Source organism: Lentzea guizhouensis, assembly GCF_001701025.1.
In the GTDB taxonomy this organism is placed as follows: Bacteria; Actinomycetota; Actinomycetes; order Mycobacteriales; family Pseudonocardiaceae; genus Lentzea; species Lentzea guizhouensis.
Genome location: NZ_CP016793.1, coordinates 7,911,889 through 7,938,266, shown reverse-complemented (window position 1 = coordinate 7,938,266; position 26,378 = coordinate 7,911,889). Strand labels below are relative to the sequence as shown.

At 68.4% G+C, this 26,378-nt stretch carries 19 protein-coding genes; 12 read left to right on the top strand and 7 right to left on the bottom strand.

All coding sequences use genetic code 11. The features are described 5' to 3' along the window. Positions 1-10 precede the first annotated feature (10 nt). From BBK82_RS38105 to BBK82_RS38085, 5 genes are all read left to right on the top strand, one after another. Positions 11-1,123: an ROK family protein gene (locus BBK82_RS38105; RefSeq protein ID WP_418287468.1), complete on the top strand. Its 1,113-nt coding sequence runs from the start codon at positions 11-13 to the stop codon at positions 1,121-1,123. 164 nt (positions 1,124-1,287) lie between these two features. Then, positions 1,288-3,714 carry a beta-glucosidase family protein gene (locus tag BBK82_RS38100; protein ID WP_065919276.1) on the top strand — a complete coding sequence of 809 codons (2,427 nt, stop codon included), beginning with the start codon at positions 1,288-1,290 and terminating at the stop codon, positions 3,712-3,714. 8 nt (positions 3,715-3,722) lie between these two features. Then, on the top strand, positions 3,723-4,736 hold the full coding sequence (locus tag BBK82_RS38095; RefSeq protein ID WP_065919275.1) for a LacI family DNA-binding transcriptional regulator: 1,014 nt from the start codon (positions 3,723-3,725) through the stop codon (positions 4,734-4,736). 110 nt (positions 4,737-4,846) lie between these two features. Then, a complete protein-coding gene (locus tag BBK82_RS38090; protein WP_065919274.1) occupies positions 4,847-7,051 on the top strand; it encodes a discoidin domain-containing protein in 2,205 nt (734 codons plus the stop codon). Then, entirely contained in the window at positions 7,048-7,827 is a 780-nt protein-coding gene (locus BBK82_RS38085) for a substrate-binding domain-containing protein (RefSeq protein WP_154697755.1), read from the top strand. Before BBK82_RS38090 ends, BBK82_RS38085 begins: the two co-directional genes overlap by 4 nt. 84 nt (positions 7,828-7,911) lie before the next feature. Here BBK82_RS38085 and BBK82_RS38080 read toward each other — a convergent pair whose 3' ends face one another. Further along, complete coding sequence (locus BBK82_RS38080) at positions 7,912-8,820, bottom strand: DUF1996 domain-containing protein (protein WP_065919272.1); 909 nt, start codon at positions 8,818-8,820, stop codon at positions 7,912-7,914. 221 nt (positions 8,821-9,041) lie between these two features. Here BBK82_RS38080 and BBK82_RS38075 point away from each other — a divergent pair, with 221 nt between their 5' ends. Beyond that, a complete protein-coding gene (locus tag BBK82_RS38075) occupies positions 9,042-11,123 on the top strand; it encodes a discoidin domain-containing protein (protein ID WP_237047795.1) in 2,082 nt (693 codons plus the stop codon). A 250-nt stretch (positions 11,124-11,373) separates the two neighbouring features. Here BBK82_RS38075 and BBK82_RS55065 read toward each other — a convergent pair whose 3' ends face one another. After that, the gene (locus BBK82_RS55065; protein WP_065919270.1) at positions 11,374-11,643 is read right to left on the bottom strand and encodes a hypothetical protein; all 270 of its coding nucleotides are present in this window, start codon (positions 11,641-11,643) and stop codon (positions 11,374-11,376) included. On the opposite strand from BBK82_RS55065, the gene BBK82_RS57000 reads away from it, so the two are divergent. From BBK82_RS57000 to BBK82_RS38055, 4 genes are all read left to right on the top strand, one after another. Beyond that, positions 11,528-11,884 (top strand): flavin reductase family protein, encoded by a 357-nt coding sequence (locus BBK82_RS57000; protein WP_418287542.1) that lies wholly within the window; start codon positions 11,528-11,530, stop codon positions 11,882-11,884. The genes BBK82_RS55065 and BBK82_RS57000 overlap by 116 nt on opposite strands. Positions 11,885-11,948: 64 nt before the next feature. Continuing rightward, a complete protein-coding gene (locus BBK82_RS38065; protein ID WP_237047793.1) occupies positions 11,949-13,082 on the top strand; it encodes an ROK family transcriptional regulator in 1,134 nt (377 codons plus the stop codon). Positions 13,083-13,347: 265 nt separating this feature from the next. After that, positions 13,348-16,167 (top strand): glycoside hydrolase family 2 protein, encoded by a 2,820-nt coding sequence (locus BBK82_RS38060; protein ID WP_065919268.1) that lies wholly within the window; start codon positions 13,348-13,350, stop codon positions 16,165-16,167. 111 nt (positions 16,168-16,278) lie between these two features. Next, positions 16,279-17,685 (top strand): glycosyl hydrolase, encoded by a 1,407-nt coding sequence (locus BBK82_RS38055; RefSeq protein WP_154697754.1) that lies wholly within the window; start codon positions 16,279-16,281, stop codon positions 17,683-17,685. Between the two features lie 96 nt (positions 17,686-17,781). Here the strand turns inward: BBK82_RS38055 and BBK82_RS38050 are convergent, their stop codons facing one another. Next, positions 17,782-18,024, bottom strand: coding sequence for a hypothetical protein (locus BBK82_RS38050; RefSeq protein WP_154697753.1), 243 nt, complete (start codon positions 18,022-18,024; stop codon positions 17,782-17,784). A gap of 28 nt (positions 18,025-18,052) precedes the next feature. Here BBK82_RS38050 and BBK82_RS38045 point away from each other — a divergent pair, with 28 nt between their 5' ends. Further along, the gene (locus BBK82_RS38045) at positions 18,053-18,493 is read left to right on the top strand and encodes a hypothetical protein (protein ID WP_065919266.1); all 441 of its coding nucleotides are present in this window, start codon (positions 18,053-18,055) and stop codon (positions 18,491-18,493) included. Between the two features lie 149 nt (positions 18,494-18,642). On the opposite strand, the gene BBK82_RS38040 is transcribed toward BBK82_RS38045, so the two are convergent. Next, on the bottom strand, positions 18,643-21,453 hold the full coding sequence (locus tag BBK82_RS38040) for an RICIN domain-containing protein (protein ID WP_065919265.1): 2,811 nt from the start codon (positions 21,451-21,453) through the stop codon (positions 18,643-18,645). Positions 21,454-22,098: 645 nt separating this feature from the next. Here BBK82_RS38040 and BBK82_RS38035 point away from each other — a divergent pair. Beyond that, positions 22,099-23,193, top strand: coding sequence for a chymotrypsin family serine protease (locus tag BBK82_RS38035; RefSeq protein ID WP_154697752.1), 1,095 nt, complete (start codon positions 22,099-22,101; stop codon positions 23,191-23,193). A gap of 140 nt (positions 23,194-23,333) precedes the next feature. Here the strand turns inward: BBK82_RS38035 and BBK82_RS38030 are convergent, their stop codons facing one another. The 3 genes from BBK82_RS38030 to BBK82_RS38020 are packed head-to-tail and all read right to left on the bottom strand — an operon-like array spanning position 23,334 to position 26,013. Beyond that, a complete protein-coding gene (locus BBK82_RS38030; RefSeq protein ID WP_065919264.1) occupies positions 23,334-24,368 on the bottom strand; it encodes an SPFH domain-containing protein in 1,035 nt (344 codons plus the stop codon). 3 nt (positions 24,369-24,371) lie between these two features. Beyond that, a complete protein-coding gene (locus BBK82_RS38025) occupies positions 24,372-24,803 on the bottom strand; it encodes an NfeD family protein (RefSeq protein WP_065919263.1) in 432 nt (143 codons plus the stop codon). 49 nt (positions 24,804-24,852) lie between these two features. Next, complete coding sequence (locus BBK82_RS38020; protein WP_065919262.1) at positions 24,853-26,013, bottom strand: PucR family transcriptional regulator; 1,161 nt, start codon at positions 26,011-26,013, stop codon at positions 24,853-24,855. Between the last annotated feature and the right edge of the window lie 365 nt (positions 26,014-26,378).

Sequence of the window (26,378 nt, the reverse complement as noted above, 5' to 3'; positions counted from 1 at the left end):
CTCGGTGCTCATGGTGCGTGCTCGAGCGACCGTGCGGGACCTCCGTCGACAGAACCGGTCGGTGCTGTTGACCGCGCTCTTCCTGGGCGGACCGCTGAGCCGTCTGCAGCTCAGCGCCGGCACCGGGTTGAGCGCCGCGACAGCCAGCACGATCACCGGCGAACTGCTGGAGGAAGGCCTGGTCACCGAGGCCGGCTCGGTCGAGTCGGACGGCGGCAGACCACGTGTGCTGCTGCGGGTCAACCCGGCGTTCGGGCACGTCATCGGCGTCGACGTCGGAGAGACGGGGATCAAGGTCGAGCTGTTCGACCTCGCCATGACCAAGCTGTCCGCTGTGGATCTGCCGCTCACGCTGGTGGAGCCGGGCCCGGTCAGCAGTCTGATCGCGTCGGGGATCGGTGAGGTCCTGTCCACGGCCGGCGTCGCGGCGTCCTCGGTGCTCGGTGTCGGGATCGGAGTGCCCGGCACTGTCGAGCAAGGAACATCGGCGGTCGTGCACGCGCAAACCATCGGCTGGGACGCGGTACCGCTCGAAAGGATGATCCGCTCGGCCGGGGTCGAACCGCCGCTGTTCGTGGAGAACGGCGCGAAGACCCAGGGGCAGGCGGAGATGTGGTTCGGCGCCGGGCGCGGCGCTGACCACGCGGTGATCGCACTGGTCGGTTCGGGCGTCGGGGTGGCGGTGGTGTCCGGTGGCGTGGTGCAACGGGGAGCGACCAGCAACGCGGGGGAGTGGGGCCACACCACGATCGCCTACGGTGGACGGCAGTGCCGGTGCGGGGCATGCGGGTGCCTGGAGGCGTACGCCGGCGCGGAGGCCATGCTCGGCCGCTACCGGGAAGCGTTGGGCTGCCATGGTCCGGTGCTGGACGAGCAGTCCGCTTTGGAGGATCTGCTGTCGTCACGGTCTGCCGTCGCCCGCCGGGTGGTGGCGGAGTCCGTGGGCTATCTGGGCGCCGGGATCGCGAACCTGGTGAACCTCTTCAACCCCGAACGCGTCGTTCTCGGTGGCTGGGCAGGACTCGCGCTCGGTGCGAAGAAGCTGGACGAGATCGTCGGCCGGGCACGCCCTGCGTCATCCATTCGGCCGAGTCCGCATCGAACTCGGCCTGACCGGTCCTGACGCGGTGGCGGTCGGCGCAGCGACGCTGCCCCTCGCTGTGCTGCTGGAGACGGGTGTCGACCCCCGATCCGTCCGCGCTGTCGTGTGAGAAGGGACCTTCCGCCTCATTGACACCGGCGTCCTCCACCCCGACTCTTTGGAGAGCGCTCTCCGAGGAGGTTCAGGTGCCCGACGACGACGAGCTGGTCCGCCTGGTCGGCAAGCTCGACCTGCGAGCCAAGGTGCGGCTGCTGTCGGGAGAGTCGGTGTGGCGCAGTTGCGCCGAGCCTGCCATCGGCCTGCGCGCCCTGACGTTCTCCGACGGCCCGGCGGGCGTGCGAGGTCCAGGTTGGGATGAACGCCGCACGTCACTGGCCTTGCCGTCGCCGACGGCGCTGGCCGCGACCTGGGACGAGATCCTGGTGGGAAGGCTGGGCGGGCTGCTGGCGGCCGAGGCCCGGCGCAAGGGTGTGGACGTGCTTCTGGCGCCGGTGCTCAACCTGCACCGCACGCCGTACGGAGGACGGCACTTCGAGTGCTTCTCCGAGGACCCGCTGCTCACCGCCAGACTCGGCGTCGCCTACGTACGGGGGGTGCAGGCCGGGGGTGTCGCGGCCGCCCCGAAGCACTTCGTCGCCAACGAGACCGAGACCGATCGGCTGACCCACGACGTCGAGCTCGGCGAACGGACTCTCCGCGAGCTCTACCTGGCTCCGTTCGAGGCGGTGGTGCAGGCCGGCGCGTGGGCGGTGATGTCGGCCTACAACAGCGTGAACGGCCATTCGATGTCGGAGAACCCGCTGCTCACCACACCTCTGAAGGACGAGTGGAGTTTCGACGGGCTGGTGGTGTCCGACTGGGGCGCGGTGCGCTCGACGGTCGCGGCGGCGGAGGCCGGACAGGACCTCTCGATGCCGGGTCCGTGGGGCCCGTGGGGTGATCGGCTGGTTGACGCGGTCGAAGCGGGGGAGGTGGCGGTGACCGCGGTCGACGAGAAGGTGCTCAGGCTGCTGCGACTGGCCGCGCGGGTCGGGGCGCTGGAGGGTCTGGACGGGAATGAGATGAGCGGGCACCGAAGCTCGGCGGACGCAGAGGCCCAGGCAGGTGCACCTACCGAGTCGCTGGCCGGAAGAGGTGGGACTTCCGACGCGGACGCCGCCCTGCTGCGTGAAGCGGCGTCCGCGAGCACTGTTCTCCTGCGCAACAACGGGATCCTCCCTCTTCCCGCCGCCTGCCGGATCGCGTTGCTCGGCACCGGTGCCACCGCACCGCGCGTGCAGGGCGGGGGCAGCTCCGGCCTCTACCCGGCGGCCGCGAGCTCGCTGTTCACCGCTCTCTCGGCTGTCACGGAGGTGGAACACCTCTCCGGCGTCCGCATTCACGACCGCCCGACCCCGGTAGATGCCCCGGTGCTGGTGCGCGTGCTCGGTGCCGCCGACGCGGTGCTGTTCCGCGAGCACCGCCTGACCGGCCGCATCCTGGAGACCGAGGAGGTGCCCGGTGCCGAGGTCCTCGAGATCAGCAGCGCCCTGCACGTCACGAACACCGGCCTGTGGCGGCTCGCTGTCGCGGGCTACGGTCGTCTCACCCTCGACGTCGACGGTGTCCGTGTGGTCGACGTCGTGCAGCCCGTCGACACCGACGACCCAGCCGTGAAGCACCTCCGTCCGCCTCACCACGTCGCCGAGGTGCGGCTCACCGAGGGAACCGAGGTCGAGCTGGTCGCTCGGCGTGAGCTGGGCGAGGACAGCGGAATGGCCTCGGTGCTGGCCGCTGACCCGCCGCCGGCGTGCCCGCCGGAGGACTTCGCTGCCGCAGTCGAGGCAGCACGCCGGTGCGATGCCGCCGTGGTCGTGGTCAGCACCACCGATTCGATCGAGAGCGAAGGGTGCGATCGGCACACGCTGAAGTTGCCTGGTGAGCAGGACGCGTTGGTGAGCGCGGTGTGCCAGGCGAACCCGAACACCGTTGTGGTGGTCAACTCGGGTGGTCCGGTGCTACTGCCGTGGCGAGAGGACGCCGCCGCTGTGCTGGTGACGTGGTTTCCCGGTCAGGAAGGCGGCAACGGACTCGCGGACGTGCTCCTCGGTGATCGAGAACCAGGCGGCCGGTTGCCGACGACGTGGCCAGGATCGGAAAGCGATGTTCCAATCCACGACTTCCTGCCCGAGGCGGGATCACTGCGCTACCGCGAAGGTCTCGACATCGGGTACCGCGCGTGGGCCGCGAACCACACTCCGCCTGCGTACTGGTTCGGCCACGGCCTCGGCTACACCACCTGGGACTACGAGGAAGCGCGCGTCGAGCGCAACGAGGTCCGGGTGAGGCTGCGCAACACAGGCGAGCGTCGTGGACGTGAGGTGGTACAGGTCTACCTGTCACGACCGGACAGCGCCGTCGCGAGGCCCGAGCGGTGGCTGGCCGGCTTCGCGGTCGTCACCGCCGGACCGGGAGAGACGGCCGAAGCCGTGATCGAAGTGCCGGAGCGGGCGATCAGCCACTGGACGGGGAAGTGGCTGGTCGAGCCCGGTGCGTTCATCGTGCTCATCGGCCCGAACGCCGGTGACACACCCCTGTGCCTCAGGTCGGAGAACGCTCTCCAACCGTGGTAAAACGGATCATGACCAAGGGCACACCCACGCTCGAGGACGTCGCGCGGATCGCCGGAGTGTCCCGGGCGACCGTCTCGCGCGTCGTGAACGGCACCCGCAACGTCGACCCTGAGATTCAGCAGATGGTGCGCAGCGCGATCGAGCAGACCGGGTACACGCCCAATCGTGCAGCACGCTCGCTCGTCACCCGTCGAGCCGGGACGGTCGCACTGGTGATCTCTGGTGCGGGTGGGGGCTCGGACGTCTTCGTGGACCCGTTCTTCGGACGTGTCACGGCCGGCGTCGTCGACTTCCTGCGCACCCGAGGCGTCCACCCGGTGCTGATGCTCGCCGACTCCGACCACTCCAGAGCCGAGGTGGTGCAGTTCCTGCGGCAGGGCAGCGCGGACGGTGCGTTGTTGGTGACCACGCACGCCGCGGACCCGCTACCCGCCAAGCTGCTGGAGGCCGGCGTCCACGCCGTGCTCTACGCCCGGCCGGGGACGCCGATGCCGGTCAGCTACGTCGACCTCGACCACCAGGCGGGCGGCAGGCTCGCGGCCGCGCGACTGGTCGAGATCGGCTGCACGCACGTCGCCGCGATCTCGGGACCGCTGAACGTGTTCGCCAGCCAGGACAGGCTTAACGGCTTCCGGGAAGCCATGGCGCGCAACGGGTTCCCGTACGTCCCGATCGTCGAGGGCGGGTTCACCGCGGCCAGCGGCGAGGCGGCGATGACGCGTCTGCTCACCGAGTACCCCGAGGTGGACGGCGTGTTCGCGGCCAACGACCTGATGGCGCAAGGTGCCGTGGACGTGCTGCTGGAACACAAGCTGCGCATCCCCCAGGACGTGGCTGTAGTCGGGTTCGACGACAGCGCGCCCGCTCTGCTGTCCAGACCGCCGCTGACCACCATTCGCCAACCCGTCGAAGCCATGGCGGCGAAAATGGCCGAGCTCCTGCTCGCGAGCCTCGACTTCCCGGGACAACGCCCGAAATCCATCATCTTCGAACCGGAACTCGTCATCAGAGGCTCCGCGTGATTGACCTGCCCGACACCAGACGTTAATCTGCGGGAGAGCGCTCTCCCGGTGTCCGGTGCCACGGACACCACCGTCTCGGGCTCACTCGCCCCAACGTGTCAGGCAGGATCATGAGCTCTCCCCTGTCCAGGGCAGTCGCATCAGTGGCCGCAACCCTGTGTCTCGTGACCACGGCAACCGCGATCACCCATACCTCGGCCGCCGCCGCCGAGTGCGGCACCACGAACGTCGCCCTCAACAAGACGGCCACGGCGTCCTCCACGGAGAACGGCGGAACACCCGCCTCCGCTGCTGTCGACGGCAACGCGGGTACGCGCTGGTCGTCGCAGTTCTCCGACCCGCAGTGGCTGCAGGTCGACCTCGGCTCCAGCCAGCAGGTCTGCCGCGTCACCCTGAGCTGGGAGGGCGCGTACGGCAGGGCTTTCCAGGTGCAGGTGAGCGACAACGCCGCCGACTCCGGTTCGTGGCGCAGCGTCTACTCGACCACGACCGGAACCGGTGGCACGCAGGCGCTCGACGTCTCCGGGACCGGCCGGTACGTGCGGGTGCTGGGTACCCAGCGCGGCACCGGCTACGGCTATTCGTTGTGGGAGCTGAGCGTCAACGCCACCACCCCGGACACGCCCGGTGTGACGCCGACGGACCCGCGCAACCCGGACTTCGGGCCGAACGTGTACGTCTACGGGCCGGGCTCGTCGCAGGCGGAGATGCAGTCGCGCCTGGACGCGATCTCCGCGCAGATGAAGACGAACCAGTTCGGTCCGCAGCGCCACGCCGTGCTGTTCAAGCCCGGTTCGTACAACGCTGATGTGAACCTGCGGTTCTACACGCAGATCGTCGGTCTCGGCTTGATGCCGGACGACGTGAACATCAACGGCCACATCCGGGTCGAGGCCGACTGGTTGCAGCAGGGTGACGACCCGAACAACCTCGGCAACGCGACCCAGAACTTCTGGCGCGGCGCGGAGAACCTGTCGGTGACGCTGCCCGCGAACCAGATCGAGCGCTGGGCGGTCTCGCAGGCCACCGCGTACCGCCGGATGCACCTGCGCGGCCAGGCGCACCTGTGGAACGGCTACGACGGCTGGGCCAGCGGCGGCCTGATCGTGGACAGCAAGATCGACGGCGTGGTCGTCTCGGGGTCGCAGCAGCAGTTCCTGACCCGCAACAGCAACCTGGCGGGCGGCTGGTCTGGGTCGGTGTGGAACATGGTCTTCGCCGGCACCCAGGGCGCACCCGCGAACCACTTCCCGAACCCGTCGCACACGACCGTGGACACCTCGCCGGTGACGCGGGAGAAGCCGTACCTGTACTTCGACGGCTCCGGTGAGTACCGCGTCTTCGTGCCCGCGCTGCGCACCAATTCGCGCGGTACGAGCTGGGAGAACGGCAACCCGGGCACGTCGGTGTCGCTGGCGGACTTCTTCATCGTCAAGCCCGGCACCCCGGCCGCCACGATCAACGCGGCGCTGACGCAGGGCAAGCACCTGCTGCTCACGCCGGGCATCCACCAGCTCGACGACACGATCAGGGTGACCCGCCCGAACACCGTCGTGCTCGGGCTGGGGCTGGCGACGCTGACGCCCACCACGGGCAGGGCCGCGCTGACGACGTCCGATGTGGACGGTGTGAAGCTGGCCGGGTTCCTGGTCGACGCCGGCGTGCGGAACTCCCCGGTGCTGCTGGAGATCGGTGACTCCGGCGCCACCTCGCACGCGGCGAACCCGACCTCGTTGCACGACGTGTACCTGCGCGTCGGTGGCTCGCAGGCCGGCAAGGCGACGGTCAGCATGCGCGTCAACAGCCAGCACACGATCATCGACCACACCTGGGTGTGGCGCGCCGACCACGGCGAGGGCGTCAGCTGGACGGCGAACCCCGGCCAGAACGGCGTGGTCGTCAACGGCGACAACGTGATCGCGTACGGGTTGTTCGTCGAGCACTACCAGCAGCACAACCTGATCTGGAACGGCAACGGCGGCCGCGTCTACCTGTACCAGAACGAGCTGCCGTACGACCCGCCCAACCAGGCGGCGTGGATGAACGGCTCCAAGCGCGGCTGGGCGGGGTACAAGGTCTCGGACAACGTGACCACCCACCAGGCGTTCGGCGTCGGCGTGTACGCCTTCAACCAGGCCGATCCGAGCATCGTGACCGACAACGGCTTCGAGGCGCCGAACAGGCCGGGAGTCCGGTTCACCCACCTCGTCACCGTGTCACTCGGTGGCGTGGGCACCATCGCCAACGTCATCAACGGCGCCGGCGGAGCCGCAAATGCCACCAACCAGGTGCGTTACCTGGTGGCCTATCCGTGAGCGTGATCGGCGTGCTCTCCCGGGACACCGTGCCCGGCGAGAGCACGCCCGCTCTGGCGGGCATTGCCGACGAGGCGCACCGGATCGGCAGCGGGCTGATCCTGTGCGCCGACTTCGGCTTCGCGGGCGCGGAACACCTGGCCATGAGTGGCTGCGTGCTTCTGGATCAGACGGTCGACGAGCACGACCTGACCTTCCTCGCCGACCACGCGATCCCGTTCGTGTCGATCGGCCGGCGGGACTGTCCCGGCAGGCTGGTCCCGTACGTGGACATCGACTACGCCGCGGGTGTGCGCGGGCTCGTCGCGCGCGTCGCGGAGCTCGGCCATCAGCGAATCGTCTACTTAGGACTGACGCACGGAGCTGCCTCGGTGGAGCGCCAGCATGGTTTCCGCACTGCCGTCACTGCTCTGGGCTTGTATGGCGTCCACGTACCAGCGGTGTGGTTGAACCAGCTGCTGAGCATCGGCGTGACGGCGGTGATCACGGAACACCCCGACGACGCGGTCGCACTCATCGGTGCGGCGCGTCGCCGGGGTTTGTCCGTACCAGGGCATCTCTCGGTGCTGACGCTGGACACGCCTGAGCACGACGGCTTGGAGATCACCGGGATGCGTGTGCCGAGGCGGGAGACGGGCTGTCATGCTGTTCAGCTGCTCTCCAGCCGGTCACAGAGCGTGCCGCAGGAGCTGTTCGCATGCGAGTTCGTCGCGGGGGCGACCCTGGCAGGCCCTCTGGTCCTGCAGCAACGGAATGGCGAACGGCACGAAATTTAGTGCAAACAGTGGCCTCAACGCGAAACATCCCAGAGCGCGCGGACGCGCCCTGGGATGTTTGAGATCAACGTCAGCGTGATGACTTCACCGCGGCAACCGGTAGTCCGGTCCGAGCGCGGCACCCCTGTGTGGCTTGTACAGATCATATCCACGCGGGTCGCACTGCAGGCCACCGTTCACGCAGTGGCGGACCAGCGCGGCCTGGGTCGGCGCGTCCCAGGCGTTCATGAAGTCGTAGTGCCAGGTGTAGCCGCGGCCGCTGGACAGCCGGACGCGGGACATGTCACCGGACACCGGGAACGCCATCTTGAACTCCAGCATCGGCACCGCGACCGGGTGTGACGACGGGCAGACCAGACTCGCGCGGTCCGGGTAGGCCATGTGCGACTTGTGGTCCGCCGAGTCGAGGTCGCGGCCGTTCCAGCAGCTGGGGGCCTGGTACCGGATGTTGAGCTGGGTGCCGGGCGGGCACCAGGCGGGGATGTCGTAGTTGTGGAAGCTGTCGCCGCACTCCCAGCCCTCCACGGCGCCGGGGGCGGTGCGGAACTGCTCCTGGGTGGCGCTCGGGCTGCCGACCACGAACCGGATGCCCGGCGGGAACGGCACGACGTCCTGGTACTTCAGGATGCCCGACTTGTAGTAGATGACCTGCGGGAAGTCCGGCGGGATGAGCTGGTCGCCGTTGTAGACCGACGGGAACCAGTACGCGGACTTGTCGTCGGGCGTCTTGCAGTTGGTCTGGCCCGCTCGCAACGAGTCGGTGGTGGTGCGGGCGTTGGTGGTCGGGTTGCCGAGGAACGTGTGGAGGTGCGACGCGCCCGGCAGTCCCGGCAAGACGATCGGGTCGTCCGGGAGGTGGTGCGTGACCGAGCAGTTCGCCTGGAACTCGTGGTGCGTGACCAGGTCGTCCGCCTGAGCCGCGTTGGTCGCGACCACCACCACGGCCGCCACCAGAGCAGCTGTCATCGTCAACGCGCTGAGTTTTCTGGACACCAATGTCCTCCTGCCGATGTTGGTCCATCGACTGGGAGAGCGCTCTCCCAAGTAGAGTCCCCGCTGCGCCGGGGGGTGTCAAGAGGCTCGTTGACATCGCCGATTTCTGTTCGTAACATCCATCGGCAGGGCTGTGAGAGCGCTCTCCCGCATCTCGCCCGTCATTCAACCCTGCAGGAGACGCAATGTTTCGCCTCCGCTCAATCGGCACGGTGATAGCCGTGCTAGTGGGACTCGCAGTCGCTCCGAGCACGGTCAGCGCCGCGCCCTCGCTGCTGTCGCAAGGCAAACCCGTTACCGCCTCGTCCATCGAGGGGGAAGGAACCCCGGCCGCGGCGGCGGTCGACGGCAACTCCGGCACCCGCTGGGCGAGCGCGTGGAACGACCCGCAGTGGCTGCGCGTCGACCTCGGCGCCACATCGTCCGTGACCCGCGTCGAGCTCGACTGGGAGGCGGCCTACGCGACAGCGTTCGAGATCCAGGTTTCAGGCAACGGTGACTCGTGGACGCCGATTCACTCCGTCTCCGGTGGCACTGGTGGCAGGCAAGGTTTCGACGTGAGCGGTACCGGTCGCTACGTCCGCGTGCACTCGACTCAGCGCGCCAATGGCTATGGCGTCTCGTTGTGGGAGTTCCGAGTCTTCGGCGAGCAGGGCTTGAACCCGCAGCCCGGCACCGGCGTGCGCGTGACCGGGTCGCAGGGCAACTGGCAGCTCACCGTGGACGGCAACCCTTGGACGGTGAAGGGCCTGACCTGGGGCCCGCCGGCCGCGGATGCTGCGCGGTACATGCCGGAGCTGAAGTCGATGGGCGTGAACACGCTGCGCACCTGGGGTACCGACGCGAGCACACGTCCGCTGCTCGACGCGGCGGCAGCCAACGGCCTGCGCGTGATGAACGGCTTCTGGCTGCAGCCTGGTGGCGGTCCTGGCTCTGGCGGATGCGTGAACTATGTGACCGACACGCAGTACAAGGCGGACATGCTCGGTCAGATCCGGCAATGGGTCACGGCCTACAAGGACCACGCCGGTGTCCTGATGTGGAACGTGGGCAATGAGTCAATTTTGGGCTTGCAGAACTGCTACTCCGGCACTGAGCTGGAGAACCAGCGCGTCGCGTACGCGAAGTACGTCAACGAAGCAGCGCGCGCGATCCACGCCATCGACACAAACCACCCGGTGACCAACACGGACGCGTGGACCGGTGCTTGGGTCTACCTGAAGGCGCACGCACCGGACCTCGACCTCTACTCGGTCAACTCTTACGGCAACGTCTGCAAGGTCCGTCAGGACTGGATCGACGGCGGTCACACCAAGCCGTACATCCTCACCGAGGCGGGCCCGGCGGGGGAGTGGGAGGTGCCGAACGACGCCAACGGCGTGCCCGCGGAGCCGACTGACGTGCAGAAGCGCGACGGCTACACCCAAGCGTGGAACTGCATCGTCGGCCACAGGGGCGTTTCCTTCGGCGGCACGCTGTTCCACTACGGCACGGAGTACGACTTCGGCGCGGTCTGGTTCAACCTCACTCCCGCGGGCAAGAAGCGGCTCTCGTTCTACTCGGTGCAACGCGCGTTCGGCGGTGCCACCCCGTCGAACACCCCGCCGGTGATCTCCGCGATGAACCTGCCCCAGACCGTAGCGGCAGGCGCAGCGCTGGCGATCGACGTGGCGGCGAGCGACCCCGACGGGGACTCGATCGCCTGGTCGGCGGCGTTCAACAGCAAGTACATCGACAACAGCGGTGGTCTGGCAGGGGCGCCGGTCCAGGTCAACGGCAACCGGCTCACCGTCACCGCGCCGGACCGGCTGGGCGTGTGGAAGGTGTACGTCATGGCCGAGGACGGCCGGGGCAACATCGGCATCGAGACCCGCTCGGTCCGGGTCGTGGCGCCGCAGCCGTCCGGGGTGAACGTCGCCCAGGGCAAGTCCACAATTGCGTCGTCCTACCAACAGGTCGGCGACGGGGCGCCGTTCCCGCCGTCCAACGCGGTGGACGGCAACGCCGGCTCGCGCTGGGCCACCGACTGGGCCGATCCGCAGTGGATCCGGGTCGACCTCGGCGCGGTGACCACCTTCCAGCACGTGCAGCTGGTGTGGGAAGGCGCTTTCGGCCGTGCGTACGAGATCCAGGTGTCCGACGACGGCGACAGCTGGCGCCCGGTCTACGGCACAACCTCCGGCAACGGCGGTGTCGACTCCATCGACGTGACGGCAACCGGCCGTTACGTGCGCATGCATGCGACCCAGCGCGGTACGGGCTGGGGCTACTCGCTGTACGAGTTCGGCGTCTACCGCCGTTGATGTAGGCGAACGGCCGGGGATTGTCGTTTCCCCGGCCGTTCACGCAATGCGGTCGGCCAGGTCTGCACCACGTCGATCGCGTTGGTTCGAGCTGTCACCGGCCGCTGGTACAGGTAGAGGTAGTCGCTCAAAGCTCGCGAGACATCCCTGAAGCCGTTCCCGAACCTGTGTGGTGGGTTCGCGAGGTGGTGCGGGCGGCAGTGGCACGAGTTGTCCGGACCCACCTGACGGATTTCGTGGGCGCGGGTAGTCAGCCCGCTCGGGTCGAGGTGATGCTCCCGTCGACGGCGATCGTCGCGCCGTGCATGACGATGGTCGCTCCCGCCGACTTCCGCCGGGCGCTGTCGCACTTCTGCAGTGGCGTCGTCGTGGTCACCGCCGTGCACGACGGGACTTCCGTCGGCCTGACGTGCCAATCGTTAACCTCGTTGTCCATGGACCCGCCGCTGGTGTCCTTCGCCGTGACCAGGACGTCGAGCAGCTGGGCCCGCATCAAGGCGTCGAGCCGGTTCGCGGTCAACGTGAACCGCGCCGAGTGGGTTCCGCGGCGCGGTTCACGCCCGTCGGCCCTCCACAGAGGACTGCGGGAGATGGCCGGCGGTCACCTGTCCCGTCATCTCGTCATCCGAGACCGTCACGTCGAACCGCAGCGTCAAGGGGAACGGCACGGTGACCGCGGCATTCCAGGTCAGGTGATCACCGTCTGCGGTGCCGTCGATGAGCGGCACCGTCTCCCCGTGTGCGGTCGACGTACCTCCTAAGTCCGCGGTCATTCAGGCTCCGCGGCGCAACTGGCGGGGTCACCGCGGACGGTATCGTCGCGTCGTGACGTCACCAGCTCGTGTTCATGCCACGCCGACGTGGCCGGACCTGCCTGAAGCAGCCCGTGACGTGCTGATGGAAGTGCTGGTCCACGGGGCCATGTCCCGAGCCGAGATCGCCCCGCGGGTGCGCTTGTCGAGGCCGACCCTCACCCGCGCGGCCAGGGTGCTCGTCGGTCACGGCCTGCTGGCCGAGGGAGGCACCGAACTGCGCTCTTCCACCGGACGTCCCTCGGAGATCCTGCACGTCCGCGGCGAAGCACACCACTTCCTGGGCGTGAAGCTCACCGCCGACCACCTCTACGCCGCCGTCGTCGACCTGACCGCGACCGTGACCGACGCGGTCGAGCAGCCGTTGCGCTCCAACGAGCCCGCCGAGGTCGTCGCCCGGATCACCGAGCTCGCAGCCGAGCGGCCGTGGCTGACCGGGATCGGTGTCACGCTGGGCGGTGTCGTTCGCGACGGTGTGGTCGTCAACGCCGGCTTCTTGGGCTGGGAGGACGTGCCGCTCGCGGAGTCGGTGACCGGGGAGACCGGGCTGCCCGTCGCCGCCGACAACGACGTCCAGGCGTTGACCGCCGCCGAGCACTGGTTCGGGGCCGGCGCGGGCGTGGAGTCGATGGTGGTGATCACCATCGGTGCGGGCGTCGGCACCGGTCTGATCATCGACGGCAAACTCGTCCAGGGCGCACACCGCCTGCCGCCTCGCTTCGCCCACCTCCTCGTCGACCCAGGGGGACCGCAGTGCGGCTACGGTCATCGCGGCTGTGTCTCCAGCTACCTGATGAGCCACGTCATCGCGCGCCGAATCGACGGTTGCGCCACCTACGACGAGGCGGTCGAACGGGCACAGGCCGATGACCCCGATGCCTTGGAGGTCTTCGCTGAGGCCGGCTACGCACTCGGTGTCCTCATCGGACACGCGGCCAACTTCGTCGACCCGGCCAAGATCCTGCTCACCGGCGACGGCCTGCCCCTCTACGAGCTCGCCGAGGAACGAGTCCACGACGGCATCGAGGACACCTACGAGGACGACCCCGCTCTGATCGACCTGAACGTACAACCGTTCGACTTCGGCGAGTGGGCACGCGCCGCCGCCGTGCTCGCCATCAAGGCCGCGATCACCGGCACCACCTGATCGCACCGCCGGGGGAGCGGTGAAGGTGAGTCGACAGGCGGGTCCGTCGAATTCGACAGGTGTCGGCGGCAGTTGATTTCAGAGTGGTACTAACCCCTTGTTCGGGCCGGAAGTGGTGCGCTACGTTGCGAAAGCACCACGCCGGGCGGCCGAGAATCGCTCCACACCCGGTCATCCCGTGCACGAAGTCGGATGCCGGTCGATTCCTGTTCGTCTCCGGCCCCGCTCCACCGTGTCGACGACGACACGCCCCCTGGAGGCTCTCGTGGAGATCAACCGTCGCAACTTCCTGGAGCTGGGTGCGACCGGAATCGGCGTGGCGGGTCTGTCCGCGATGGGTGTGAGCGCGCTGGGCGTGCCCGCAGCCGGGGCCGCACCCACAGGTCCCGCCACCGAGACCCTGCTGCTGACCGGTTCCGACGCGGACAACACCGTCCCCTGGGACTTCCAGGTGACCGAAGGGCGCAACGCGGGAGTGTGGCGCACCATCCCGACGCCGTCGAACTGGGAGTGCCACGGTTTCGGCACCTACCAGTGGGGCTGGAACCTGCGGCCCGACGAGAAGGGCCTCTACCGGCGTCGTTTCACCCCGCCCTCGACGTGGTCGGGGCGGCGGGTCTTCGTGGTCTTCGACGGTTCGATGACCGACACCGAGGTGCGGATCAACGGCACCCTGGCCGGTCCGGTCCACCAGGGCGGGTTCTACCGGTTCCGCTACGACGTGACGTCGTTGCTGTGGTTGGGACAGGAGAACCTGCTGGAGGTGACGGTCAGCCGGGAGTCGGCGAACAACTCGGTCAACGACGCCGAGCGCCGGGGCGACTACTGGAACTTCAGCGGAATCTACCGGCCCGTGTCGCTCCAGGCGTTCCCCGCCTCGCGGATCGACAGGGTCGCGATCGACGCCAAGCACACCGGCGCGTTCCGGATGGAGGTGCACCTGGCGGGGGTGAGCGCGACCGGGCGTGTGGCAGGACAACTGCGGCGGCTCGACGGCACCGCGGTCGGCGGCCCGTTCTCGGCGGCGGTCTCGCCGGGTGCGACGACGGCGACGCTGACCACCTCGGTGCCTGCGCCTCAGGCCTGGACCGCGGAGTCACCGAACCTGTACCTGGTCGACGTGCAGCTCATCAACAGCGGCGGCACGCCCCTGCACGGGACGACCGCACGGTTCGGGTTCCGCACGATCGAGGTGCGCGCCGGTGACGGCGTGTACGTCAACGGGTCGAAGGTGATCCTCAAGGGCACCAACCGGCACACGTTCTGGCCGACTCTGGGACGCGCGTCCAGCCCGCGCCTGGCCCGGACGGACATCCTCCTGATGAAGGAGATGAACAACAACGCCGTGCGGATGTCGCACTACCCGCCGGACACGTTCTTCCTGGACCTGTGTGACGAGCTGGGCCTGTACGTGATCGACGAGCTGGCCGGGTGGCAGAAGAGCTACGACGAGAACGTGGGCGCGCCGCTGGTGGCCTCGATGGTGACCCGGGACGTCAACCACCCGTCGATCCTCATGTGGGCCAACGGCAACGAGGGTGGCTGGAACACCGCCCTGGACGACGACTACGCCCGCCACGACCCGCAGCGCCGCCCGGTGATCCACCCGTGGGCGACGTTCAGCGGTCTCAACACCGACCACTACGAGACCTACGACAGCACCCGGACGATCCTCAACGGTTCGGCGATCCACCTGCCGACCGAGTTCCTGCACGCGTTGTACGACGGTGGCGCAGGAGCCGGCCTGAACGACTACTGGGGGCTGCTGGGCGCAGGCGCGCGCCGGGCAGGCGGGTTCATCTGGGCGTTCGTGGACGAAGGGCTCCGCAGGGACGACAGGGGCGGCGCCATCGACACAACCGGCAACTCCGGCCCGGACGGCATCCTCGGCCCGTTTCGCGAGAAGGAAGCCTCCTTCCACACCATCCGAGACATCTGGTCCCCGGTCCAGCTCACCAATCCCGGCTACTACACCACCACCTTCCCCACGGGCTTCGACGGCCGGGTCAACGTCGTCAACCGCTACGACCACACCAACCTGCAGGGCTGCCGACTCAGCTGGCAGCTGCTCAGGCAGGCCGCACCGGGCACCTCGGGAACCACACCGACCGTGATCGCGCAGGGGACCGTCGCCGGGCCGAACACCGCTCCGGGAGCCACCGGCTCGGTCGCTCTCGGTCTGCCCGGCGCGTGGGCGGACGCCGACACGCTGAGGGTCGACGTCCTGGACCCCGCCGGCCGCACGGTCGGCACCTGGAGCTGGCGGATCAAGAAGGCGGCCGACTTCGCGCGCCGCATCGTGGTCCCGGGGCGGGGCACGACATCCGTCACGGAGGACAGCACCAGCGTGACCATGACCGCCAACGGCACGGCGGTCACGATCTCCAAGTCGTCCGGCAGGCTGTCCCGCGTCAACCGAAACGGGACCACCGTGTCGCTCACCAACGGCCCGGCCATGGCGGCAGGCTCGGCGACGCTGACCGGCCTCTCCCACTTCCGCGACGGCACCGGCCACATCGTGCACGCCACCTACAGCGGCGACCTGAACGAGGTGCGCTGGCGGCTGGACTCCACCGGGTGGGTGCGCCTGGAGTACCGCTACACCCGCACCGGACCGCTCGACTTCCTCGGCGTGAACCTCGACTACCCCGAGAACCGGGTACTGGGCATGACCTGGCTGGGGGACGGGCCCTACCGGGTCTGGAAGAACCGGATGCGCGGCGTGCACCACGGCGTGTGGAGCAAGGACTACAACCGCACCGCGACCGGAGCGGGCGCCTGGCAGTACCCGGAGTTCAAGGGCTATCACGCCAACACCTACTGGGCCGCGCTGCGCACCACCGAAGGCACCATCACCCTCGTCTCCGAGCAGGAGAACCTGTTCCTGCGGCTGTTCACCCCCGACGTCGGAGCCAGCCCGATGAGCGCCACCGCGCCCTTTCCCAGCGGCGGGATATCTCTGCTCGACGCCATCCCGGCCATCGGCAACAAGTTCCACACCGCAGACACCCTCGGCCCCGAAGGGCAGAAGTTCATGGCCGGCGGCCAGTACAACCGCACCGTCCACTTCCGATTCACCGCCTGACCCCGGCGCTCCTGCCGGTCGGCCGACGCCACCGCCTCCTGCCGCCCCGGCGGTACCTCGACGTTCCCATCGTCCCTTTCGCACGCCTTCGCGTTGATCTAAGGAGATCGCATGCGCGCCTTACGACGTACCGGCAGCGCTCTGCTCGCTGTTGTGCTCGCCCTACCGGCGTTGACCCTGATCGCAGCCCCGGCCGTCGCCGCGCCCGCTCCGCTCGTGGGCGTGGCGTCGGGCAGGTGCCTGGACGTGGTCGGAGCCTCCCAAGCCGTCGGTACGGCGGTGGACATCTGGGACTGCAACAGCCAGTCCAACCAGGCCTGGGACTTCTCCGCTTCCGGGGAGCTGCGGGTGTTCGGCGGCGCACGCTGCCTGGACGTGCCCAACCAGTCCACGACACCGGGCACCCGGCTGACGATCCACACCTGCACCGGCGGCACGAACCAGAAGTTCCGGCTCAACGCCAACGGCAGCATCACCGCCACTCAGTCCGGCCTCTGCCTGGACGTGCAGAACCAGGCCACCGCCAACGGCACGGCAGTGGTCACCTGGACCTGCAACGGCCAGTCGAACCAGGCGTTCAGGGTCGGCTCGACCGTGCCCGGTCCGCAGCCGTGCGCGACCAACCCGGTGAACCCGAACGCGTCCGCACAAGCACGCAAGTTGCTGTGCTACATCCAGTCGCAGTACGGCAACCACATCATCTCCGGTCAGCAGGAGTCCACCTGGATCGGCGGTCCGGACTACGAGATCAACCACATTCGGAACAACACCGGCAAACATCCGGCGATCCGGGCCTTGGACTTCGGTGACTCCAAGGATCTCGCACCGCGCGCCATCGCCTGGTGGAACGCGGGCGGCATCCCCATGATCGGCTACCACATGGGCGCGCCGACCAAGCCGGACACCTACGAAGGCACCCAGATGCAGGTGTCGATCAACGCGGTGCTCGCGCCCGGCACGGCAGAACACCAGTCGTTCATGCAACGGCTGGACCAGGCAGCGGCGATGCTCCAGCAGCTGGAGAACGCGGGCGCGGCGGTGATCTGGCGTCCCTTCCACGAAGCCGGTGGCACCTGGTTCTGGTGGAGCAAGGAAGGCGGCGGCCAGTACAACCGCCTGTGGAACTACATGTTCAACTACTTCACCCGCACCAAGGGCCTGGACAACCTCGTGTGGTTGCACGGTTACAACGGCCAGCCCCAGGCCTCGTTCTACCCTGGCAAGTCGGTCGTGGACATCGGTGGCGCGGACACCTACGCGGGCAACGGCAACTACGACCCGCTCACCGCGATGTACAACTCAGTGCGCAACATCGTCGGCTCCACCATTCCGATCGCGCTGCACGAGAACGGCCCCATTCCGGACCCGGACCGGCTGCAGTCCACCGGCACCCGCTGGGTCCTGTTCGGAACGTGGCACGGCAACCACCTGACGCAGGGCAACTCCATCGCCCACCTCCAGAAGGTCTACAACCACAGCTACGTCGTCACCCGTGACGAGCTGCCCAATCTTCGATAGCGGCACGACCGGCCGGTGTCGCCCGCCATCTCCACGGGTGACACCGGCCCGTCAGGGAATGACGCTGCCGCGGTGCGTGCGTTGTGAGCAGGGCAATCAGACCGCGTCCCGCAGCACACGGCCGCGGTCGAGGCGGCGAAGGCGGCTCGACAACGCACAACGACGTCTCGTCCGGTTCACCGCGGACGCCGCCCACGAACTGCGCAGTCCGCTGGCAACGATGTCGATCAGCCTCGAAGTCGCCCACACCTCAACGGCTACCGGCGACTTCCCGGTGATGTCGTCGGAAGCCTCCAGCCGCGTCACCGGGCGCAAGGTGCCGTCGAACAGGGCGGCCACGTTCTGCACGCCGTAGTACGACCGCTTCGTGCAGGTCGCCTTCAGGTCTGAGGTGGCCGCGACGAATCCCCTGGAGGATCAGGGCTTCGACTTCACCACCTCGGGCAACGGCGACCGGACCGTCACCGCGCGGGCGTTCGGGAAGAACGGCTCCGGCCAGCAGGCGGTCGCACTGTGGTTCGGCGGCGACCCCGCGCAGCAACCCCGTTACGACAACACGGGCAAGGAGATCGACATCGCCACTCGGCTCGACCGCGTGCCGGACGAGAACAGGGCCACCAAGTCCGTCACGGTGACCTTCCGCAACGCGACGATGAGCAACCCCCGCCTGGTCGACCTCACCACCGGCACCGTCCACCGCATCCCGCCGAGCGCCGTGTCCCGGCACGGCAGCTCCCTCACCATCACCGGTGTGCCGATCGGCAACACACCCGTCGTGGTCGCCGACCGCTCGATCACCGGCGGCTGACGGGCACGGCGGAGGTGGCCGACTCCTGTGTCGAGGCGTGCCGGTGCAACGCGGACCAGGAGTCGGCCCTCACCGGCGGTCGGGACCTGTCGAGCAGGGACAGGACTGGACCGCCGCCAGGCGCGGATGGGGAAGCCCGGCGAGGTGGCTCAGCCCGGAAGCAGACGCCACATGTGATCGGGAGTGCGGGTGTCGCTGAACTGCACGACCTGTGCGGAGTCCTGGTAGGACATGCCGTCCACGGCCAACACCTTCCCGGAGTGCTTGTTCTGCACACGCCACACGGTGTCCGTGTCGATCCGCAGGCGCCAGAGGTGGTCCGCGCTTCCGTTGTCGGCGAACTGGACCACGGGAGCGGAGTCCGCAGTGGACATCAAGTCGACGCCGAGCACCTTGCCGGAGTTGAGGTTGCGGATGCGGAAGCAGCCGTCAGCGTCGGGCAGGAACTGCCAGAGGTGGTCCCGGGTGCCGTTGTCGGCGAACTGGACGACGCGGGCGGAGTCGGCGGCGGACATGCGGTCGACGCCCAGAACCTTGGTCGAGTTGAGGTTCTGGATCTTCACGATCCCGTCCGGTATCGCCCGCCAGAGGTGGTCGCGGGTCCCGTTGTCGGCGAACTGCACCACTCGTGCGGAGTCCGCGGTGGACATCTGGTCGACGCCGAGCACCTTGCCGGAGTGCTCGTTGCGCAACCGGAACCAGCCGTCACCGTTGTCCAGGAGCTCCCACCGGTGGTCAGCGGTGCCGTTGTCGTCGAACTGCACGACCTGTGCGGAGTCGGCGGTGGACATCTGGTCGACGCCGAGCACCTTGCCGGAATGTTCGTTGCGCAGCTTGACCCGGCCGTTGCCCAGGTCGACCAGTCGCCACAGGTGGTCCGCGGTTCCGGTGTCGGCGAACTGCACCGCTCTCGCCGAGTTCGCGGTCGACATCCCGTCCACGGCCAGCACTTTGCCGCTGTTGAGGTTCTGCAGCCGGATCAGCACGCCGGGGGTGCCCCAGCCGCGCGAGCCACCGCTGCGCGGGAAGGTGGTGATGCGAAGCCTTGCCGCACCTGAAGGGATCAGTGTCGCTTGCCGCGCAACCGACGAGACCTGGACGGGACTGTCGCTGAGCGTGCCCACCACGTGTTCGCCGTCGGCACTCCAGTCAGGCACCTCGCGCACCCGCGCCGTGATCCGGACAGGGCTGTTGCCCGGTGCGAACGGGTCCGACGGGTTGCCGCCGCCGCTGACGGCGGTCAGCTGCGGGTCGGAGTCGAGTGCGACGTTCCACGCCGAGGCGGCTGTCACCTCCCACTCGGGCCAGTCGACCGTGCCCCCGTACCGGTTCCACCGCTCGTCGATGCGCAACGAGAAGGTGAGCGGGCCGCGCTCGACTGAGACCGCGTTGTGGTTGTCCTGCCACGTCCGCAGAACAGGTGACATCGGCAGGCGCAGGACGATGACGTCACCGGAGGACCACTGCCGGCGAATCGTGGAGAAGCCGGCCGACACAGGTGCCGGTTGGCCGTTCACGGTGGCCGACGCCGTGTGGCACCAGCCCGGGATTCGCAGGACCAGGGGGAAGGTCACCGGCCGAGCGGTCTCCAGCCGGAAGGTGATGACATCTCCGAACGGGTAGGTGGTCTCCTCGGTGATCGTGACCGGCTGACCACCCGCTACCTCTGCCGTCACCCGGCACGGGCCGTGATGCGCTGCCACCAGGCCACCGTCGTCGGTGGCCCACCACATCTCCTCCACGAAGTACGGCCAGCCCTGGCCGTAGTTGTGCGGACAGCAGCGGTACTCGTCGATGCCCGGCTTGTAGGCGAGCATCGGAAAGCCGTTCTGGAACTGCCTCCGACGTTTGACATCGTTGTCCAGGCGCACGCTGTTGGCGCTTGTGACGTAGTGGCTCACCTTCCCGGCCGGGTCGAGGGCCGCGGGCAGGAGGTTGAACGCCAGCTCCTCGGTGCGGTCGGCCCAGACCGGGTCGCCGGTGATGCGCCCGAGGAGCTCGTGGCTCCCCATGAACTCGACGATGCCGCACGTCTCGAAGCCTTGGCGTGGGTCGCCGAATCCGGGCCGCGCGTTCTCGTCACCGGCGAAACCGCCGCCCGGGAACTGGCCGTAGGTGCGCATGACGGTGTCGTAGACGCGATAAGTCGCGTTGCGGTGAGCGTCGTCTCCCGACAGCAGCCAGTACTGTGCGGGTTCGCGGAAACCCTGAGCGATGTTGACGTTGTGCAGCGTGGGCAGGGGGCCCGACCAGTCCGCGGACAGCCGGTGGATGCGGTGCGTCAGGTCCACCAGCAGCGGATCGCCGGTCCGGTTGTGCAGCCACGCGATCACGTCCAACGTGTCACCCCAGCGCGTCAGGCCCCAGCCGTCGGTGAACACCGCGTCCGGCTGACGGCTCATGAACGCGAAGAACCTCGTCAACGCCTGGTCGACTCGGCTGTCCCGGTGGTACTCGGCCCACGAGCGCAGTGCGTGCAGCATCGGCATGTGCGGCCAGAAGTCGGCATGCCCGTTGAGCGATGACCGCAGACCGCGGGGCCCGAAGAAGCCGTCGGCGGCCTGTGTGGCCAGTACACCTCCGACCCACCGCGCGGTGTCGTCGAGCACCCGCGCATCGCCGGTGACATAACCGAGATCACCGAATCCTCGCAGCCAGTACGGCAACTCCTCCCAGCCGCCGTTGTCCGGGTGCACCCATCCCGAGCGGTCGAAGCGCAGGAAGTGCGAAATCTGCTCGAGCCGGCCGTTCAGGCCGTTGAGCTGCTTGTCCAGTTCGGTGGCCAGCCACCCTCGAGCGGTCACCGCGCCTGGCGGCAGTCGCAGGTAGGCCGCTTTGCGGAAAGGAGCACGGTAGGAGCCGTACAGCGGTCCTCCAGCCGCATTGGACGCGCTGCCGAGCAAGGGGGTTGCGGTCGCGGCAAGTCCCGCCACCAAGATCGTTCTGCGCTGGATCGACATGACTCTCCTCGTGCGTCGTCGTCGACGGCGGAGCACTCTGCCACGTTTACAACGTTGTAATTCGGTCTTCGAAGTCTTCCTCGGTCGTGGCAGGAACAGGGGAGCGAGCACTCGGCGAGGGAGACCGGAACTCAGCTCGCCCGCTCTGCCCGCCATCCCCTTGCGGGCAGAGCCGGCGAACGCACGCCTCGCGCTGTCGCGGCTGGCGCCACCGTAACCACGATGTCATCGATGTCGCAATGCAGTTGCCTGCGTCGTCGCCGTACACGTTCTGCATGGGCGCGCACGGACCAAAGCCGTGTAGTCGTGGTGGCTGCCACGGCGGGTGCGATCAGCCGAAGGGGCGTGTTGGACAAGACACGAGTTGTGTCATCGGTTGACCGGTCCGAGTCGCCTGATGCAATTTGAGAGCGCTCTCATGTTCGTCGCCTCGGCAACGGTGCCGGTGGCGATCCTGCACGGACGAGGAGGAGAGCATGCGATCGACTCTGCCAAGAACGCGCCGGTGCCGACGCCCGCAGCACCTGGTTCCGGCTGATCAACGAGATCCTGAACGACAACAGGACGTCCTCGACGCGATTCGATTCTTCCCTGCCATGAGGAGCGAACGTGCATCCGACTACTTTCCACAAAAGAATCCTTGCTTTGACGACCATCGCATTCACCGTGCTGGCCGTCAGCCCTGCGGCTCAAGGCACCGCAGCCAGGGCGTTGACCGCCGGCGAGCAACGGTCGCTGGCCCAGCGGCCTGCGGTCGAAGCAGCCGAGGTCCTGTACGCCGCCACTCCCGCCCTGCCCGGTTATGCCGGGATCACGTTGACCGACACCGCGGTCAACCTGTGGTGGAAGGGAGCCGCTCCCCACGCGGCGACTGCGGCGGTACAACAGGCCACCCGGCACGCTCCGGTCCACATCCGGCCAGCCGCGCACAGCGAGGCCGAGCTCGACGACGCCACTACGCGGTTGCGGACCTGGCTGGGGCAGCGCGGCGAGTCCACCGCGGTCATCAAGAGCACCGGCGACGGCAGCGGTCTGGTCGTGTCCACCGACCTGGCAACCACGCGAACAAGCTCTGCCGAGGTTTCAGACATCGCGGGTGTTCCCGTCTCGGTGCGGTACGAAGAACAACTCGTGCCGGTATCGCGACAGGACGACAGTCCGCCGTGGAGCGGCGGTGCCCGCACCTGGAACCAGACCGCGAGCACCCTCTGCACATCGGGGTTCGGTGTTCGCAACGCGGCTGGCAGGCAGTTCGTCCTGACCGCCGAACACTGCGGCCAGATCGGCCATCGGATCGCCGACGGACGAGGTGAGTTCATCGGCAACACCAGCCACGGCCATGACGACCACGACATCGGACTGGTGCCGGCCAGTCAGGTCCGCGATCGCATGTACGTGGGTGGACGGGACAGCAACACCACCGAACACGTCGTCGGCTGGGGGCATGTCTTCGTCGGTCAGCACCTGTGCCAGAGCGGGGTGACCAGTGCGGAGCAGACCGGCGGTCCGGTGTGCGATCTGAAGGTGCTGTTCTTCTGGCAGGACAGGGAGGACCTCGTCGAGGTCGAGCAGCAGCAGGGCCAGCCCGGCGCCAGGGGTGGTGACAGCGGCGGCTCGGTGTACTCGCGCGTTTCCGGCGGCGTGCACGCCAACGGCACGGTCACCCGCGCTGCTGGGCCGCGTATGGCGTTCCAGGACTTCGCCACAGCCGCGCGTGACTTCGGAGTCGACATCCCGTGATCGCCTACGAGGGACGGGTTCTCCGCTGACGGGAACCCGTCCCTCGTCGTGACAGGCCTGGTTTTCGCTGCAGTTTCCTTGCTTCTCCGGGGCGATCTGTTTGAGCCCGTGCTTGGCGTGCTCCGAGCATCCGCGTCCCTTCAGCGACCCGCTGGTTCCGGTCGCAGCCCGTTGACGGGCACGGCGGCGTCCGCGGCGTCCGAGACCGCTTCAGCGGCCGCCTCGCTCGCCTGGGCGACGTCCTTCTCGGCCTGGGCGGCCGCGGCCTCTACGGAACTGTCGTGCCCGGTGGCGGCCGATCGCGGCAGCGCTGTGGAGAACGCCTTGGAGACGTCCTGCAGTGCGGTGGTGACCTCGCTCGGAATCACCCAGAACGTGTTACCTGGACCCTCCGCGAGCTTGGGCAGCATCTGCAGGTACTGGTAGGCGAGGAGCTTGGGGTCGGGATCGTTGCGGTGCACCGACTGGAAGACCTGGTCGATGGCGCGGGACTGGCCCTCCGCCTCGAGGATGGTGGCGGCCCGGTGTCCTTCGGCGCGCAACACGGCGGCCTGCTTGTCACCCTCGGCGGTGAGGATCTGAGACTGCCGCTGTCCTTCGGCGTTCAGGATCGCGGCGCGCTTGTCGCGTTCGGCCCGCATCTGCTTCTCCATCGCCTCCTTGATGCTCTGCGGCGGGTCGATGGCCTTGATCTCCACGCGGTTGACCCGCAGGCCCCACTTGCCGGTCGCGTCGTCGAGCACGCCGCGCAGCTGGTTGTTGATCGTGTCGCGTGAGGTGAGGGTCTTCTCCAGGTCCATGGACCCGACGACGTTGCGCAGGGTGGTGACGGTGAGCTGTTCGACCGCCTGCAGGAAGCTGGCGATCTCGTAGGCGGCGGCGCGGGGGTCGGTGACCTGGAAGTACAGCACCGTGTCGATCTGCACGACCAGGTTGTCCTCGGTGATCACCGGTTGCGGCTGGAACGAGACCACCTGCTCGCGCAGGTCGATGGGCGGGTAGACGCGGTCGATGTAGGGGATCACGAAGTTGAGGCCGGGTTTGAGGGTGCGCTGGTAGCGGCCCAGGCGTTCGACGTTGCGCGCTCGGGCCTGCGGCACGATGCGCACGGCGCGCAGGACGGTGAACGCCGCGAAGATCGCGAGCACGAGTCCGGCGACGAGCAGTGTGGACATGGCTCACTCCCGTGGGTAGACGACGGCGGTGCTGCCGTCGATGTGCAGAACGTCGACCGTGCTCCCGGCCGGGATGACGACGGACTCGTCGTACGGGCGAGCCGTCCAGTCCTCACCGCGCAGGCGCACCAGGCCCTCGTGGTCGTTCACTTCACTCAGCACGTAGGCCGAAGCGCCGACCAACGCGTCCACGCCGAACCGTTCCAGCCGCGGTTGCAGCATCATCCGGCGCGCCCAGGGCCTCACGAGCACCACGCCTGCGGCGGACACGACGCTGAACACCACGAGCTGACCGGTAACCGGCAGGCCGATCGCGGCCGATCCGGCCGTGGTGACCGCCGCGGCGCCGAGCAGGCCGAGTGCGGCCGTGAGCGTGAAGATCTCGGCGATGGCCAGTGCCAAACCGATGATCAGCCAGATGAGCCAGGGATCCATGGTGCGACCCTCCCTAGGTGGAGGTACGCCTCAAACGCATGACGTCTCCTCACCATCGTCGATCCGATTCCGCGTCGTGGACAGGCGTCCGCCCGGCCGGTTGGACCGCCGCTGTCTGCCGGTGCCCGGCAACCACAGGTGCGGCTGCGGGTCCGGGTCGTGGCCAGCCGAGCAGGCGCGCTCCGAGCACCGCCACCTGGAGCGTGAACGCCTGGGCTGGGTCGTCGGCGCGGTAGCCGGTCAGCTCACGGACGCGGTCGAGGCGGTAGGTGACCGTGCGCACGCCGATGCCGAGTGCCTGCGCGGTGGACGTCGTGACCCGCCCGCAAGCGAAGTAGGCGGCCAGTGTGTCCGTCAGCCGCCCAGCTCCTCCGCGCGCTCCGAGGAGTGGCTCGAGCACGGCGGTGACGAGCTCGCCGAGTGCGGCGCTGTCACGCTGGAGCACTTGGTAGACCAGGAGGTCCGCGGCCTTGACCAGCCGCTCGCCCAAGTCGAGTCGTTCGGCCAGGTCGAGGGCGTTGCGAGCCTGTTCGAACGACCGGACCGCGCCGCCAGGACCCGGCTGCGGCTGGCCGAGACCGACCCGCCACGAGGAGCTCCGTCCCACGACTTCGCCGACCTGACGGGCGAACTCCTCAGGCGCGCCATCCAGGTCATGCGGGACGACACACACCAGAAGGCCTTCACGGGCGGCCACGAGCACGTGGCGGGAGCTGAACCGGAGGCTCATGGCGGCCTGGACACGGCGGGTCGTCGTGCCCGAGTCGAGGAACGGCCGGGAGGCGGACGCCGCTGCGACCACGTTCGTGCCGCCGAGCTGCAACCCGTACCGCTCGGCGCGCTCCGCGAGCCGGCCTTGGTCCCGCCCGGTGAGCAGGCTGTCGATGAACTCGTGACGCAGTGACTCGTCGCGGCGCACGGTCCAGCGCTGGTTCTCCTCGTACCCCTTGGTCAGCTCACCGACCGCGTCCTCCGCTGCCTGGAACAACGCATCACCGATGCCTTTCAAGGCGTCAGCGCTCGCAACGGTGCCCATGTCGGTCACGGTGGCCCAGGTTCGGCCTGTCTCCCCGAGACACCCCTTGATCAGCTCGCGGAGCGGCATGCCGCGTTCTGCGGCGTCGGCACCGGCGTCGTGCAGGTCGCGCCGTTCCTTGGCCGAAAGCGGCCTCCTCGCCCGGCTGATCCCCTCGAGAGCCTGGACGAACACAGGAGGGTTCGCAGACATCGCCTTCGGCACCGGACCGGTGGATCGCCTGACCACGTGACCTCCATGGAACCCGCATCGAGTTCAACGCGAACCTTGGACGCCAACAGGACCCATGCACAGACACGCGTCCTGGTCACTCCACGCGGCCCTTGGAAGCGGACCAACACCACTCTCGCGTTGTCGTTCAACCGGAGTACCCGTGACCGGCCTGAATAACCGGCACCGTCGTCAGCTCGTGCTGGGCAAGGTCATGACGTGGGGGACAGGGGCACAGGATTGGCACAGTGCTCGGGCGTTACGGCCACGCCGCATCCCCGTGGTGCCGCATACTGGGCGGGTGGCGGATCGCGTCCGTAACGAGCTCA